This window comes from Curtobacterium sp. MCBD17_023, assembly GCF_003224415.1.
Taxonomy (GTDB): domain Bacteria; phylum Actinomycetota; class Actinomycetes; order Actinomycetales; family Microbacteriaceae; genus Curtobacterium.
Genome location: NZ_QKLJ01000002.1, coordinates 222,992 through 238,138, shown reverse-complemented (window position 1 = coordinate 238,138; position 15,147 = coordinate 222,992). Strand labels below are relative to the sequence as shown.

Annotated in this window: 13 protein-coding genes; 6 read left to right on the top strand and 7 right to left on the bottom strand. The window is 71.1% G+C overall.

Going from position 1 to position 15,147, the window contains the following annotated elements; genetic code table 11:
* The first annotated feature begins 75 nt into the window (after nt 1-75).
* On the top strand, nt 76-303 hold the full coding sequence (locus DEI84_RS03660) for a hypothetical protein (protein WP_110825445.1): 228 nt from the start codon (nt 76-78) through the stop codon (nt 301-303).
* Nucleotides 304-405: 102 nt separating this feature from the next.
* Here the strand turns inward: DEI84_RS03660 and DEI84_RS03655 are convergent, their stop codons facing one another.
* From DEI84_RS03655 to DEI84_RS03635, 5 genes are all read right to left on the bottom strand, one after another.
* On the bottom strand, nt 406-1,179 hold the full coding sequence (locus tag DEI84_RS03655; protein WP_110889713.1) for a hypothetical protein: 774 nt from the start codon (nt 1,177-1,179) through the stop codon (nt 406-408).
* Nucleotides 1,176-2,438 (bottom strand): MurT ligase domain-containing protein, encoded by a 1,263-nt coding sequence (locus DEI84_RS03650; protein ID WP_110825443.1) that lies wholly within the window; start codon nt 2,436-2,438, stop codon nt 1,176-1,178. Before DEI84_RS03650 ends, DEI84_RS03655 begins: the two co-directional genes overlap by 4 nt.
* Before the next feature lie 7 nt (nt 2,439-2,445).
* Nucleotides 2,446-3,759, bottom strand: coding sequence for an RNA polymerase sigma factor (locus tag DEI84_RS03645; RefSeq protein ID WP_110889712.1), 1,314 nt, complete (start codon nt 3,757-3,759; stop codon nt 2,446-2,448).
* Between the two features lie 171 nt (nt 3,760-3,930).
* The gene (locus DEI84_RS03640; protein ID WP_110889711.1) at nt 3,931-5,250 is read right to left on the bottom strand and encodes a nitrate/nitrite transporter; all 1,320 of its coding nucleotides are present in this window, start codon (nt 5,248-5,250) and stop codon (nt 3,931-3,933) included.
* Nucleotides 5,251-5,334: 84 nt separating this feature from the next.
* The gene (locus tag DEI84_RS03635; RefSeq protein WP_110889710.1) at nt 5,335-6,249 is read right to left on the bottom strand and encodes a proteasome assembly chaperone family protein; all 915 of its coding nucleotides are present in this window, start codon (nt 6,247-6,249) and stop codon (nt 5,335-5,337) included.
* Between the two features lie 95 nt (nt 6,250-6,344).
* On the opposite strand from DEI84_RS03635, the gene DEI84_RS03630 reads away from it, so the two are divergent.
* From DEI84_RS03630 to sucB, 3 genes are all read left to right on the top strand, one after another.
* On the top strand, nt 6,345-7,850 hold the full coding sequence (locus DEI84_RS03630) for a leucyl aminopeptidase (RefSeq protein ID WP_110889709.1): 1,506 nt from the start codon (nt 6,345-6,347) through the stop codon (nt 7,848-7,850).
* A gap of 168 nt (nt 7,851-8,018) precedes the next feature.
* Nucleotides 8,019-9,392 (top strand): dihydrolipoyl dehydrogenase, encoded by a 1,374-nt coding sequence (gene lpdA, locus DEI84_RS03625; RefSeq protein ID WP_110825438.1) that lies wholly within the window; start codon nt 8,019-8,021, stop codon nt 9,390-9,392.
* Nucleotides 9,393-9,459: 67 nt separating this feature from the next.
* Nucleotides 9,460-10,992, top strand: coding sequence for a 2-oxoglutarate dehydrogenase, E2 component, dihydrolipoamide succinyltransferase (sucB, locus tag DEI84_RS03620; protein ID WP_110889708.1), 1,533 nt, complete (start codon nt 9,460-9,462; stop codon nt 10,990-10,992).
* Between the two features lie 80 nt (nt 10,993-11,072).
* Here sucB and DEI84_RS03615 read toward each other — a convergent pair whose 3' ends face one another.
* The gene (locus tag DEI84_RS03615; protein WP_146236300.1) at nt 11,073-11,897 is read right to left on the bottom strand and encodes a hypothetical protein; all 825 of its coding nucleotides are present in this window, start codon (nt 11,895-11,897) and stop codon (nt 11,073-11,075) included.
* A gap of 128 nt (nt 11,898-12,025) precedes the next feature.
* Here DEI84_RS03615 and DEI84_RS03610 point away from each other — a divergent pair, with 128 nt between their 5' ends.
* The gene (locus DEI84_RS03610) at nt 12,026-12,739 is read left to right on the top strand and encodes a DUF4191 domain-containing protein (RefSeq protein WP_110825435.1); all 714 of its coding nucleotides are present in this window, start codon (nt 12,026-12,028) and stop codon (nt 12,737-12,739) included.
* A 153-nt stretch (nt 12,740-12,892) separates the two neighbouring features.
* Here the strand turns inward: DEI84_RS03610 and DEI84_RS03605 are convergent, their stop codons facing one another.
* On the bottom strand, nt 12,893-13,330 hold the full coding sequence (locus tag DEI84_RS03605; protein WP_110889706.1) for an RDD family protein: 438 nt from the start codon (nt 13,328-13,330) through the stop codon (nt 12,893-12,895).
* Nucleotides 13,331-13,472: 142 nt separating this feature from the next.
* Between DEI84_RS03605 and glnA the strand changes: the two genes are divergently transcribed.
* A complete protein-coding gene (gene glnA / locus DEI84_RS03600; protein WP_110889705.1) occupies nt 13,473-14,897 on the top strand; it encodes a type I glutamate--ammonia ligase in 1,425 nt (474 codons plus the stop codon).
* Nucleotides 14,898-15,147 lie beyond the last annotated feature (250 nt).

The window sequence follows — 15,147 nt, the reverse complement described above, 5'->3', positions numbered from 1 at the left end:
GCACGGCATCCAGGCGGGACGTGTTGGAATGGGTGCATTCACCGCACCGTACTGCGATCCGTGAGGAGCACAGCAATGACCCAGACCGTGCAGGACCTCTCCGTCGACGAACTCAACGACAACCACCAGCTCACCGCGGCCGACCGCTGCGACAGCTGCGGTGCGCAGGCGTACATCCGCGCCACCATGGCCAGTGGTGAACTCCTGTTCTGCGCCCACCACGGCGCCGAGTTCAAGGACAAGCTGGCAGCCACCGCCCTCGAGTGGCACGACGAGTCCTCGCGACTCCACGAGTCCAAGTAGGCGGCACCGCCGCGACGCACCGGAGGCCCGGTGCCGGTCCACGAGACCGGCACCGGGCCTCCGGTGCGTCGTCCTGTCGTCGGGCGCTGCCCGTCGGCGGGATCAGGTGATGCGCTTGAACGCCTTGTCGACGTAGCGGTCGACCGTGGCGCGGGCTTCGCGGGCGTACCGGTCGATCGTCGCGGTGCGCTCGGCGTCCGGTGCGTACGTCCGTCCGAGGCGAGCGGTCGCCGCGGCGAGGACCGCGTCCGTGAGCTGCGGGTTGAGCGGCAGGATCGGCCCCTGGGTGTGGGTGCCGAACGACGTGCCGGCGATCGCGCCCTCGACCGGTGCACCGGCCTGGTTGCCGCCACCGGACACGACGTCCGCGAACGGTTCGACGCCGTCGGCCAGCTCGATGCGCGCGGCGTGGTCCTCGAAGCCCGCGAGGCGCGTGGAGGCGCCGGGGAGCAGCGGGTACCGTGTCTCGAGCACGAAGTAGTTGACCCGGCGCTCGGCACCGCGGACGGCGCGGGCGTCGAACACCCCGAACCCGTCGACCGGGGCGCCCTCGGTCGGCACGACCTGGTTCGTCGCGAGGTCGAACCCGCCGCCGACCGCGACGACCGGCACACCGGCGGCGGCGAAGTCGCGCAGCGGCGCACCGACGCGGGTGACGTCGGTACCGAGCGACCGCATCGCGCTGAGCGGTCCGTTGCCGACCAGCACGACGTCCGCGGACGCGGGGAGCGTGTCGCCCGGGGCGTACTCGACGACCTCGGTGTCGATGTCGGCCGCAGCGGCGCGACGGACCAGGGCCGCGACGTTGCCGCGGTCCCCGGAGACCCCCATCTGGCGCGGGTACACGTGCAGGATGGTCAGGCGATCGGCCGTCATGCGGTCTTCTCCAGGTCCGGGTGGCCGAGGGCCTTCCGGGCGATCATCATGATCTCGTAGTTGACGATGAAGTTCTTCGTGCCGGTCGTCGTCGCCCCGAGGCCCTGCATGTGCCGGATCGCTGACTCGACGTCGGGTTCGACGCGGCCGATGCGGACGCCGGCGTGCTCGAGGGCGATCGCGATCTGCCACGCCTTGTCACCCGACACGACGTCCACGTGGTCGAGCTTCGAGAAGTCGATGTCGTAGATCCACGAGATGTCCGGGGTGCCCTCGTCGATCGCCATGAGCACCTGTTCCGGGTGCGCGGGCAGCGCGTCCAGGTTCAGCTGCAGACTCGCGGCGTTCTTGAACATCGTGAACTCGGCGGACTCGCCCGCGATCGGCAGACGCTCACCACGCCCGTACGCCGGCTTCATCCGCTGGAACGCCTTGGTCACGGCATCCGCACGGAACTGGGCGCCGAGCGCGGCACTCGCGGTCGCGGTCGCCGCCGCGGCGTCGACGGCGTAGTGCAGGCCGCGAGCCGGCAGGCGCACCGGCACCTCGTCGCCGTCGAAGGCGATGGTCGCGCCGTCGCCGGTGAACACGACGACCTCGGCGTCGGCCGTCGTCTGGGCACGGTCCGTCCCGGCGACGAAGTCGTCGGCGTTCTGCAGGCCGTTCGGCGCAGCGGCCACGACCTCGGAGCTCGCACCGAAGCGGAGCACGCGCTGACCGTCGACGGGCGTGTAGGCGTCCAGGAACTGGTCGTCGTGGTTCGTGATGACGTTCGCGGACGACAGCGCCGCGGTGTCGAGCATCATCGTGGCGACGCGCTCGGTCTCGAAGAACCGGTAGAGCTGGTCGACCTGGACGTTGAGCATCGTCACCGTCGACGGCGACAGGATGCCCGCCAGTTCGACGGCGAAGGCCTCGTCCACCTCGAGGATGCCGATGTCCGCCTTGAGCTTGCCGGTCAGCGACACCTCGGACAGGAGCGCGGACGCGATCCCCTGCGGCAGGTTCGCCCCGGACGGGTTCGTGAAGACCCGGAGCCCGTGCGCACGCACGATCTCCGAGATCATGTGCGTCGTCGTCGACTTGCCGTTCGACCCGAGGACGAACACGACGCCGTTCGGGAACTGCCGGGTGACGTGCTGCAGGAAGTCCGGCACGAGCTTGAGGACGACGTAGCCCGGGTAGGCGGATCCGCCGCCCCGCGCACGAGCGAGGGCACGGAGGATCCGCCCGACCAGGATCGGGATCGCGAAACGCACGGGCGGCCTACTCGAGGTAGTCGCGGAGCGACTGCGACCGGGACGGGTGGCGGAGCTTCGCCATCGTCTTCGACTCGATCTGACGGATCCGCTCGCGCGTGACCCCGAACGTGTCGCCGATCTGGTCGAGGGTCTTCGGCTGGCCGTCACCGAGGCCGAAGCGCATCCGGATCACGCCGGCCTCGCGCTCGGACAGGGAGTCGAGCAGGCTCTCGAGCTGCTTCTGCAGCATGGTGAAGCCCACCGCGTCGGCCGGGACGACCGCCTCGGTGTCCTCGATGAGGTCACCGAACTCCGAGTCGCCGTCCTCGCCGAGCGGCGTGTGCAGCGAGATCGGCTCGCGGCCGTACTTCTGCACCTCGACGACCTTCTCGGGCGTCATGTCGAGCTCGCGGGCGAGCTCTTCCGGCGTGGGCTCGCGGCCGAGGTCCTGCAGCATCTGCCGCTGCACCCGGGCGAGCTTGTTGATGACCTCGACCATGTGCACCGGGATGCGGATGGTGCGGGCCTGGTCGGCCATGGCACGGGTGATGGCCTGACGGATCCACCACGTCGCGTAGGTCGAGAACTTGAAGCCCTTCGTGTAGTCGAACTTCTCGACCGCACGGATCAGGCCCAGGTTGCCCTCCTGGATGAGGTCGAGGAACTGCATGCCGCGGCCCGTGTAGCGCTTCGCGAGCGAGACGACGAGACGGAGGTTCGCCCCGAGCAGGTGCGACTTGGCACGCTGACCGTCACGCGCGACCCAGCGGAGCTCGCGCTCCTCAGGCTTCGAGAGCCCGGTCGAGTGCTGCAGCTTGTCCTCGGCGAACAGGCCGGCCTCGATGCGCATCGCGAGCTCGACCTCCTGCTCGGCGTTCAGCAGCGCGACCTTGCCGATCTGCTTGAGGTAGTCCTTCACCGGGTCCGCGGTGGCACCCGTGATGGTCGTCGAGTAGACCGGAGCCTCGTCGTCGTCGGTCTGCGAGATGACGAGCGCACCCGCGGCGACCGCGGCGGCTTCGGTCGAGGGCTTCGCACCCGACTCGTCCTCGGCGTCCTCGGCGACCTCGTCGGTGGTCTCGGCCGTGTCCTCCACGACCTCGACCGGGGCGTCGTCCTCGCCGTCGCCGTCCTCGTCGTCGGCGGCGGCGGTCGCCTTCTTGCCCGCGGCCTTCTTCGGGGCCGCCTTCTTCGGCGCGGCCTTCTTGGCGGCGGTGGTGGTCCTGGTGGCGCGCTTCTTCGGCGCGACCGTGCCCTCCGTCTCCGTGGCGTCTTCCGCCACGGCGCCGTCGGGCGTGGTGTCCTTCGTGGGATCGACCGTCGTGCTCCGGGCAGCCATGCGATCACCTTCCTCGTCGTGCCACGTTCCTGGGGTCGTGGCCTTCCCTCGCCGCCCAGGGCCACCGCCGCGGTCCCCCACGTCGTCTGGTCCTACCGTTCCGGGCAGCACTAGGACCCATGTCAAGTCCCCCGACGTCGGACGCGGGGAACCCGAAAGGGTCCGTGGTCATTATTGCACGCGCTGTTTCCGCAGGCGTGCAACCAGTGCAACCCACAGCGGTCCCACCCGTATTCCGTCCTCGGCGTGCAGACGGGCGCGGGTCCGGCGACGGGCGGACAGGAGCATCACGACGCCGAACCCGACGACGACGTACTGCACCGTCATCGCGACGCGGAAGTTCTGCCACGCGAACGTGTCGGTACCGGAGGCCGAGGCGAGGACGTCGAGCAGCGTCCCGATGGCGAACATCATCACGAAGGCCGCCAGGAACCCGCCGACGTTCACGACGCCGTTCGCCGATCCGAGCGACCCCACGGGGTTGAACGACCGCGCGAAGTCGAACCCGATCAACGAACCCGGTCCCCCGACGCCCATCGCCACGACGAGCAGGACGAGCAACCACGTCGGCGGCTGCCCCGGCCAGAGCAGCACCGCGGTCCAGACGACGCCCAGGGCGGTGACGATCCCGAGCACCAGGTTCGACCGGCGCATCGGGAAGCGCGCGCACAGGAGTCCCAGGACGGGTCCCGCGACGAAGCCGACCACCACGATGACCGTCAGGAAGCTCGCCGCCTCGGTCGGTGAGTACCCGAGCCCCCGCAGCATCGGGACGCCCCACAGCAGGCTGAACACGGTGCCGGAGGACTGCGTCACGTAGTGCGACCAGAACCCGAGTTGCGTGCCCGGCCGACGGAGGGCGTGCCCGAAGGTGCTGAACGCGGCACCCCACGAGTGCGGGATCGGGATCGTGTCCGTGCGCACGGCGACCGGCCCCGCGCGGACGAAGACCACCGCCAGGACCAGGCCGACGGCACTGGCGACGGCTGCGACGCCGAACGCCGCGTCCCACCCGACCGAGTGCAGGAGCAAGGCGAACGGGAACGCGGAGACGATCTGGCCGATCTGGCCGAGGTTGCCCGTCCACTGCGAGATCTGCGGCAGCAGCGTCCCGCTGAACCACATCGGCAGCAGTCGCATCACCGAGATGAACGTCATCGCGTCGCCCGCGCCGACGAGCACGCGCCCGATGACGGCCGGGCCGATGGTCGGTGACACCGCGACCACGGCCTGCCCGACCGTGAGCAGCACCGCCCCGAGGAGCACCAGGCGGCGCGGACCGACGCGGTCGAGCGCGATCCCGACGGGGATCTGCAGTCCGGCGTAGACGGCGATCTGCACGACCGCGAGCGTCGACAGCACGGCGGCCGACACGGCGAAGCGGTCCTGCGCGTCGACCCCGGAGACCCCGAGGGACGACCGCTGCACGACCGCGAGGACGTATGCAAGGACGGCGACGCCCCAGACGACGAAGGCGCGGCGGGAGTTCACCCGACCAGGCTAGCCACCACGCGGGCACCGTCCGCGCGGGCGGACCGTGACCCCGCGCGTGCGGACCGTGACACCGGGCCGACGTCAGTCGTCGTCGGCGGTGCGACGGTCCGCGAGGAACCGTTCGAGTTCCGCGGCGATCGCGTCCGCCGTCGGCACCTCACCGTCGGCGCCGGTCAGCGGGGAGGCCACCGGGTTGCCCTCCATGTACGTGTCGTGGCGCTGCTCGAGCGCGCCGACCAGGCGCTGGAGTTCGGCGTTGCCGGCGACCTGCTCGTCGACCCGGGACAGGAACTCCCGACCCTCCTCGCGGAGGGCGTCGGTCGGGAAGATGAGCCCGGTCGCGGTCGAGATCCCGGACAGGGCGGCGACGGCCGCGTCGGGGTACTCGGTGTCCGCCAGGTAGTGCGGGACGAGCAGGACGAGCCCGGTCACCTGCTGCCCGAGCTCGGCGAGGCGGTGTTCGACCAGGTGCAGGACGTTCGCCGGCGCCTGCGTCTCGGGCTTCCAGACGCTCATCGACTCGACCAGGTCCGCGCGCGTGCCGGACACGGTGGTGCCGATCGCCCGGGTGTGCGGCACCGGCATCGGGATCGCCTGGACCCAGGTGGTGTCGGCGACCTGCAGGTCCTCCGCGAGGTCGACGACGGCGCGGACGAAGCGGTTCCACTGGAAGTCGGGTTCGTAGCCCGACAGGAAGAGGAACTGCTGGCCCAGCTCGTCGCGCACGAGGTGCAGGGTCAGCCGGGGCGGCTCCACGGCGGTGATGTGGTCGTGCTCGAACGTGATCACCGGGCGGCGGGCGCGCCAGTCGAGCAGGACGTCCGGGTCGAACTCGGCCACGAGCTGCGACTCGAGGGAGCCGGTGATCGACGTCGTGATCTGTGCCACCGCCGAGCCCGCGTCCGCGAAGCCCGTGAGGGCGGCGACGAGGTGCAGCCCGGCGGGCACCGTCGGGGCGGACTCGTCGAGCGTGTAGAGGTCCTCGGGGTGGTTCACCCGGCCAATGCTAGGCGGGCCCGCCGACGCGGCCCGGACCGCCGCCCACGCCGACAGCGAACAGGCCGTCAGAGCACCGTCAGTAGGCTGGTGCGATGGTCCGACCGACGCTCTCCACCACTTCCTCCTCCCCCGCCTCCGTCGACGCCGACGTCCTCGTCGTGGGTGTCCGCCCCGGCACTGACGGCGGCCCCGCCACCCTCGCACCGACCGCCGTCGGCCCCGTCCCCGGCCTCGAACAGCTCGACCTGGAGGCCGTGGGCGCCACCGGCGCGAAGGACCAGCTCGTCCGCATCCCCGGTGGTGCCGCCGCCGGGGTCGTCGCCGCCGGCGTCGCCCTCGTCGGGCTCGGGAGTGCGACCGGGACCGCCGCCGTCCGCTCCGCCGCGGGCAGCGCCGTCCGTCAGCTCCCGCACGTCGGCTCGATCGCCCTCGCGCTGCCCACCGAGGACGACGACGCCGTTGCCGCCGCGCTCGAGGGCGCGGCCCTCGGCTCGTACGCCTTCACCCGGCACAAGGGCACCGGCACCACCGGTCCGGTCCGCGGTGACCAGCGCATCACGGTCCTCGCCCCCGCATCGGTGGACGCCGACGCGACCGTGCGTCCGGCCGTCGTGGCCGAGGCGGCATCGCTCGTACGCGACCTCGTGAACACCGCCGCCGGCGACCTCGGTCCGTCGGACGTCGCCGACGTCGCGGCCGCGGTCGCCGAGGGGCTGCCCCTCACGGTCGAGGTCCTCGACGAGACGGAGCTCGAGCAGCAGGGCTTCGGCGGCATCGCCGGGGTCGGTCAGGGCTCGGTGCGGCCGCCGCGACTCGTCGTCGTCCGGTACGAGCCGGCCGGTGCGGCGAAGCACCTCGCGCTCGTGGGCAAGGGCATCACGTTCGACACCGGCGGCCTCTCGCTGAAGCCCGCCGCGTCGATGCTCGGCATGAAGACCGACATGACCGGCGCGGCGACCGTGCTCGCCGCGACGGTCGCCGCGGCACGCCTGGGTGTCCACACGAAGATCACGGCCTGGCTCTGCCTCGCCGAGAACATGCCGTCCGGGTCGGCGATCCGCCCCGGCGACGTCCTCACCCTCAAGAACGGGAAGACCGTGGAGGTCACCAACACCGACGCCGAAGGACGCCTCGTCCTCGGTGACGGGATCGCGGCGGCCTCGCTCGAGCAGCCCGACGCGATCGTCGACGTCGCGACGCTCACCGGCGCGCAGATGGTCGCCCTCGGCGACCGGACGACCGGTCTCATGGGCAGCGACGCGTTCGTCGCGCAGGTCCGCGCGGTCGCCGACGCCGTCGCCGAACCGGTCTGGCCGATGCCGATGCCGGAGGAGCTCGACGGCCGGCTCGCGAGCGACGTCGCCGACATGGTCAACGCCACCGTCGGCCAGACCGCGGGCGGCATGCTCCTCGCCGCCAAGTTCCTCGAGCGCTTCGTCGGCACGACCGCCGACGGCGCGACCATCCCGTGGGCGCACCTCGACATCGCCGGCCCGTCCGAGAACCGCGGTGCCGGGTACGGCTGGCTCGGCAAGGGCGCGACCGGCGTGATGGTCCGGACCCTGGTCGCACTCGCAGAAGACCTGCAGGGCAAGTAGTAGGTTTGGTTCCGGCGGGGCCGCCGCGTCAGTGTGCTCCCCGCCGGAACTGACGGGACGGGACCGGTACAGACGGTCCGACCGCCGGACGCCGCCGCGCGGTGTCCACCGGGACGGCGTCCAAGAGACACCAAGCCGCCCCTGACACGCACGAGGGAGTTGCACCAGGTGACGGAACAGACTTACGACGTCGTGGTCCTCGGTGGCGGCAGCGGCGGCTACGCCGCAGCGCTCCGGGCCGCCGAGCTCGGCATGAGCGTCGCGCTCATCGAGGGAGACAAGCTCGGAGGGACGTGTCTGCACCGCGGCTGCATCCCGACGAAGGCACTGCTGCACTCGGCCGAGATCGCCGACGGTACCCGTGACGCGGAGAAGTACGGTGTCATCGCCGAGTTCACCGGCGTCGACGTGCCGAAGGTCATCGAGTACCAGCAGGGCGTCATCAACTCGAAGTACAAGGGCCTGCAGGGGCTCATCAAGGCCCGCGGCATCACCGTCGTCGAGGGGTGGGGCCGGCTGACCTCGCAGAACACGGTGCAGGTCGGCGACCAGACGGTCACCGGTCGCAACGTCGTCCTCGCCACCGGCTCCTACTCGAAGTCGCTGCCGGGCCTCGAGATCGGCGGCCGGGTCATCACCTCCGAGACCGCGCTCCGCATGGACTACGTCCCGAACAAGGTCGTCATCCTGGGTGGCGGCGTGATCGGTGTCGAGTTCGCCAGCGTGTGGAAGTCGTTCGGCGCCGAGGTCACGATCGTCGAGGGCCTGCCGCACCTCATCCCCGCCGAGGACGAGTCGATGTCCAAGCAGCTCGAACGCGCGTTCCGCAAGCGCGGCATCGAGTTCTCGCTCGGCGTCCGGTTCGACCACGTCGACCAGCACGAGAACGGCGTCGTCGTCACGCTCGAGAACGGCGCGACCTACGAGGGCGACGTCCTCCTGGTCGCCGTCGGCCGTGGCCCGGTCACGCAGAACGTCGGCTACGACGAGGTCGGCGTGGCCATGGAGCGCGGGTTCGTCACGACGAACGAGCGCCTCCTCACCAACCTGCCGAACGTCTACGCCGTCGGCGACATCGTCCCGGGCCTGCAGCTCGCCCACCGCGGCTTCCAGCAGGGCATCTTCGTCGCCGAGGAGATCGCCGGTCTCAACCCGGTCGTCATCTCCGACACGAACATCCCGAAGGTCACCTACTCCGACCCCGAGGTCGCCTCGGTCGGGCTCTCCCAGGCGAAGGCCGAGGAGCAGTACGGCGCCGACAAGGTCGACACCTACGAGTACAACCTCGCCGGCAACGGCCGCAGCCACATCATCGGCACGGCCGGTGCGGTGAAGGTCGTCCGCGTCATCGACGGCCCGGTCGTCGGCGTCAGCATGATCGGCGCGCGCGTCGGCGAGCTCATCGGTGAAGCCCAGCTCGCCGTGAACTGGGAAGCGCACCCGGAGGACGTCGCTCCCCTCGTGCACGCCCACCCCACGCAGAACGAAGCCCTCGGCGAGGCCTTCCTGCACCTCGCGGGCAAGCCGCTGCACGCGCTGTGATCGACACGCACGTGCGCACGACGAACACCACAACCACGAACCACGCCTGCGAAGAGGAGTCCACCCGATGAGCGAATCCGTCAACCTCCCGGCGCTCGGGGAGAGCGTCACCGAGGGTACGGTCACCCGATGGCTGAAGAACGTCGGTGACCGGATCGAGGTCGACGAGCCGCTGCTCGAGGTCTCCACCGACAAGGTCGACACCGAGATCCCGTCGCCGGTCGCCGGCGTCATCGAGGAGATCCTCGTCCAGGAGGACGAGACCGTCGAGGTCGGCACCCCGCTCGTGAAGATCGGTGACGGTTCCGGTGGTGGCGACTCCTCCGACCAGGGCGGTTCCGAGTCCACCGACGACGCGACCGAGGCGGTCGCACAGGAGTCCGAGCCGGAGACCGCGCCGAGCACGGAGCAGGACACCGAGGCCAAGGCCCCGGAGCCCACCGAGCCCGAGCCCGCACCGGCCGGTCAGACGCAGCCCGCGGCCCCGCAGGCTCCGTCCGCGCCGCCGGCGGCCTCGCCCGTGCCGCAGGCCGCTCCGGTCCCGCCGCCCGCCGCCGCCCCGCCGGCCGCGGTCCCCGCTCCGGCGAAGGCAGCCCCGGCTCCCGCGGCCGTCCCCGCCGCGGCCGCCCCGGCGTCGACGCCCTCGGCCGAGGTCCCGAACCCCACCACCAACGGTGCGGCATCCGGGTACGTCACCCCGCTCGTCCGCAAGCTCGCGAACGAGCAGGGCGTCGACCTGTCGACCGTCGCCGGCACCGGTGTCGGTGGCCGCATCCGCAAGGAGGACGTGCTCGCCGCGGCCTCGGCAGCGGCGGCCGCCCCGGCAGCGTCGGCGTCGACCAGCGCTCCGGCCCAGTCCGGTCCCTTCGTCGCCGAGGTCTCGCCGCTGCGTGGGACGCGGGAGAAGATGACCCGCCTGCGCAAGGTCGTGGCCGAGCGGGCCGTGCAGTCGATGACCTCGACCGCGCAGCTCACCAGTGTCGTCGAGGTCGACGTGACGAAGGTCGCGCAGTTCCGTGACGCGCACAAGGCCGAGTTCCTCGAGAAGACCGGCTCGAAGCTCTCCTTCATGCCGTTCTTCGCCCTCGCGGCCTCGGAGGCGCTCAAGGCGCACCCGAAGATCAACTCGACCGTCGACGGCGAGGAGATCGTCTACCCGGAGACCGAGAACGTCTCGATCGCGGTCGACACCGAGCGCGGACTGCTCACCCCGGTCATCAAGGACGCGGCGTCGCTCGACCTCGCGCAGTTCTCGACGGCGATCGCGGACCTCGCGGAGCGCACGCGCAACAACCAGCTCAAGCCGGATGAGCTCGCCGGCGGCACGTTCACGCTGACCAACACCGGTTCGCGCGGCGCGCTGTTCGACACCCCGGTCGTCTTCCTGCCGCAGTCGGCGATCCTCGGCACGGGCATCGTGACGAAGCGTCCGGCCGTCGTGAAGGTCGACGGCCAGGAGGCCATCGCGATCCGTTCGTTCGTCTACCTGGCGCTCTCCTACGACCACCGGATCATCGACGGCGCGGACGCGTCCCGGTACCTGGTGGCCGTGAAGAACCGCCTCGAAGAGGGCAACTTCGCTCCGAACCTCGGGTACTGACCACCCAGGTCGGACCGACACCACGCTGACGGCCCCGTCTCCCACCCGGGAGGCGGGGCCGTTCCGCGTTCACGTCCCGCTCATCGGCCCCGACCCTGCGTGACGGCGACGACGAGACCCGCCACGACCACCAGCACGGTCACGACCGCACGGACACCGACCCGTCGGCCGGCGAGCGGGACGCCCGAGGTCAGGACGTCCCGACACGCCACGAGCAGGCGGCCGACCGGCAGCGTTCCCGGCGTTCCCGGACGCCCGCCCGTCGCCGTGCCGTGGCGGTCTGCGGTCTCGAAGGCGTAGGGCAGCGGCGGCGGGTCCCACCGCACGGGACGCGGTGGTGCGGCCGCTCGGACCGCGCGGTCGAGCTCCACGAGGGCCACGCCGCCGTGCGTCCGCGCCAGGGAGCACCGTTCGTCGATCCCGTCCACGCTCGGGCCCGCGATCCCGGCGTCCCGGGCGTCGACACGGTCCCAGACGGCACGGACCGCGAGCACGAGCGCCTCGACCCCGGGGAGTGACCCCGCGGGCTGCTGCCCGTCCGCGCCCGGAGGGCGGTCGACGAGCACGACCGCGCCCACGTCGTCGACGACGACGTCCTCCACGCGGGCGGAGCCGAGCAGCAGCGCGCCGGCGTCCGCCAGCAGCGCGACCTCGAGCAGCGGGAGCGTGAGCGTCACGGCGACGCCCGGTGTCGGCGTCCCGATGCGGTCCAGTGCCGTCGGCAGCGCCAGCCCGGACGGTCCGGCCGTCCGCACGACGAGCGCCCCGGTCTCGTCACGACCCACCTGCGCGACGGCGACGAGGTGGTCGTGCGCCAGGCAACTGCGGTCCGCGACCCACTCCCAGAAGGCGTCCGAGGGCGTCGCGGTCCGCCAACAGCGGTCGGTCGGTTGCTCCAGGTCCACGGTGACCAGCGTGCCGGCGGTGGGGCGGGCCTCCCGTCCGCGACCAGGACCGGTGGAGACGTCCCGTTCGCCCACAGCCTGAGGGCGGGCGGTCTCCGATCCGCGTGCCAGGCCGTATCCTTGACGGCATGGCACGCAGCAGTTCCTCAAGCACCCCGGCGAAGGAGCCCGGTCGTCTCAAGCAGATGTACCAGGTCTTCACCATGACGCGCCGGGCCGACCCGTCGTCCGTCTGGTGGTTCGCCCTCGCGTTCCTCGGTCCGGTCGTGGCGGGCGTCCTGTTGGCGCTGCTCCTGCCGGGTCAGAACTGGCTCGCGATCGTCCTCTGGATCCTCGCCGGCGTCCTGCTCGGCGTGCTGCTGTTCCTCATCGTGCTCGGGCGTCTGGCCGAGCGGGCCGCGTACTCGCAGATCGAGGGGCAGCCCGGTGCCGTCGGCGCCGTGCTGACGAACTCGCTGCGGCGTCAGTGGCGGTCGAGCGAGATGCCGGTCGCCGTCCACGGTCGCTCGCAGGCTGCGGTCTACCGCGCGGTCGGGACGCCGGGCGTCATCCTCATCACCGAGGGTCAGGTCGGCAACCTCACGCGCCAGGTCGAGGAGGAGCGCCGCAAGGTGGCCCGCATCGTCCCGAACGTGCCGATCCACGTCGTCAACGTCGGCGATGGTGACGGCCAGGTCACGCTGCACAAGCTGCCGAAGGCCATGAACAAGCACAAGAAGGCCCTGAACCGGAACGAGGTGCTGGCGGTGTCGAACCGACTCGACTCGCTGACGCACGGTCCTGCCGCGTCCATCCCGAAGGGCATCGACCCCACGCGTGTCCGAGCGGGTCGCCCGCGCTGACCGTCACCGCCGCGTCCCGATGCCCCCGGCCGTCCTGGTCGGGGGCATCGTCGTCCTCCGGCATCGGACGGCATCGGCCGGCTCGGACGGCATCGGCCGGCTCGGTCAGCACCGGCCGGCTCGGACGGCACCGGCGGACGAGGACCCGCGCCGTCAGCGGCGGACGAGCACCGTACCGGCAGCGCCGTCGTGGAGCGGACGGCCGTCCTTCGCGTGGATGAGCGCCGGGACGACGATGCACAGCAGCACGGTGCGGACCGCCGGGCGCCAGACACCGACGTAGCCCCCGCGGATCGGCACCACGCGCAGCCCGACACAGAGGTGCCCGAACGACCCCGACGCGAGCGCGATGAACAGGACCTGCAGCACGGCGAAGATGCCCAGCGTGATGAAGTTGCCCGCCGCGCCGTACGTGCCGATGACGAGGGAGACGAGCGAGGCCAGCGCCCAGTCGATCACCAGCCCGAGGAACCGCCGGCCGAAGCTGCCCATGCTCCGCGGACCCGACTCCGGCAGCCCCAGGACCTTGCCCGGCCACTCGGTCCGACCGGAGCCGGCTGCGGGCGGGGTGGACGGAGTGGAGCGGGCCATGTCCCCAGCGTAGGCGGTCGGCGGGTGCGTAACACGCTGGAAACAACGCAGTCACGTCCGGGAAACCCGGTGTCTCTAGCCTCGTCGGAGGGTGCCTCCTGGTTCCCTCGACACCACCCAACGCCACAGGAGACCGACTCGCATGTTCAGTGATTCCTCCGAGGTGCTCGCGTTCATCAAGGACACGGACGTCAAGTTCCTCGACATCCGGTTCACGGACCTCCCCGGGGTCCAGCAGCACTTCAACATCCCCGCATCAACGGTCGACGAGGACTTCTTCGCCGTCGGTCAGCTCTTCGACGGCTCCTCGATCCGCGGCTTCGCGTCGATCCACGAGTCGGACATGCAGCTCATCCCCGACGTGACGACCGCCTACGTGGACCCGTTCCGCGCGGAGCGCACGCTGATCATGGTGTTCGACATCTACAACCCGCGCAACGGCGAGATCTACGGCCGTGACCCGCGCCAGGTCGCCAAGAAGGCCGAGAAGTACCTCGCCTCGACCGGCATCGCGGACACGGCGTTCTTCGCCCCCGAGGCCGAGTTCTACATCTTCGACGACGTCCGCTACTCGGTCACGCAGAACGAGTCGTTCTTCTCGGTCGACTCGGAAGAGGGCGCGTGGAACACCGGCCGCGAGGAAGAGGGCGGCAACCTCGCCAACAAGACCCCGTACAAGGGCGGCTACTTCCCCGTCTCGCCGGTCGACAAGACGGCGGATCTGCGCGACGACATCTCGCTCAAGCTGATCGACGCCGGCCTCGAGCTCGAGCGCGCGCACCACGAGGTGGGCACCGGCGGCCAGCAGGAGATCAACTACAAGTTCGACACGCTGGTCCACGCCGCGGACGACATCCTCAAGTTCAAATACATCGTCAAGAACACGGCCGAGCAGTGGGGCAAGGTCGCCACGTTCATGCCGAAGCCCCTGTTCGGTGACAACGGTTCGGGCATGCACACGCACCAGTCGCTCTGGTCGGACGGCACCCCGCTGTTCTACGACGAGAACGGTTACGGCGGCCTGTCCGACGTCGCGCGCTGGTACATCGGCGGCATCCTGCGGCACGCCCCGGCCCTGCTCGCCTTCACGAACCCGACGGTGAACTCGTACCACCGCCTGGTCCCGGGCTTCGAGGCCCCCGTCAACCTCGTCTACTCGGCGGGCAACCGTTCGGCTGCGATCCGCATCCCGATCACGGGTACGAACCCGAAGGCCAAGCGCATCGAGTTCCGCGCGCCCGACGCGTCCGGCAACCCGTACCTCGCCTTCGCCGCGCAGCTCATGGCCGGCCTCGACGGCATCCAGAACCGCATCGAGCCGCACGAGCCGGTCGACAAGGACCTCTACGAGCTGCCGCCCGAGGAAGCCAAGAACATCCCCCAGGTCCCGGCCGGCCTGTCGCAGGCGCTCGACGCGCTCGAGGTGGACCACGAGTTCCTCACGAAGGGCAACGTCTTCACCGAGGACCTCATCCAGACCTGGATCGACTACAAGCGTGAGAAGGAGATCCTCCCCCTCGCGCAGCGTCCCCACCCGTTCGAGTACGAACTGTACTTCGGCGTCTGAGTTCCGCACACGAGGAAGGGCCCCGCACCGTCAGGTGTGGGGCCCTTCCTCGTGTGCGCGTCCGCAGAGCGGGGAGCCGTCCCCTGCGCGGAAGCGACAGATGGCGGCCGAACTTCCCCGCCGATCTGTCGCTTCCGCGGCGGGACCGCCGTGTGCGTCCGCCTGGAGGCGCGGTGGCGGCCCGGCGGACCGGCACCGGGCCGCGCACCGCACCGCACCGCACCGCACCACGGCAGACGAGAGCGGGGCC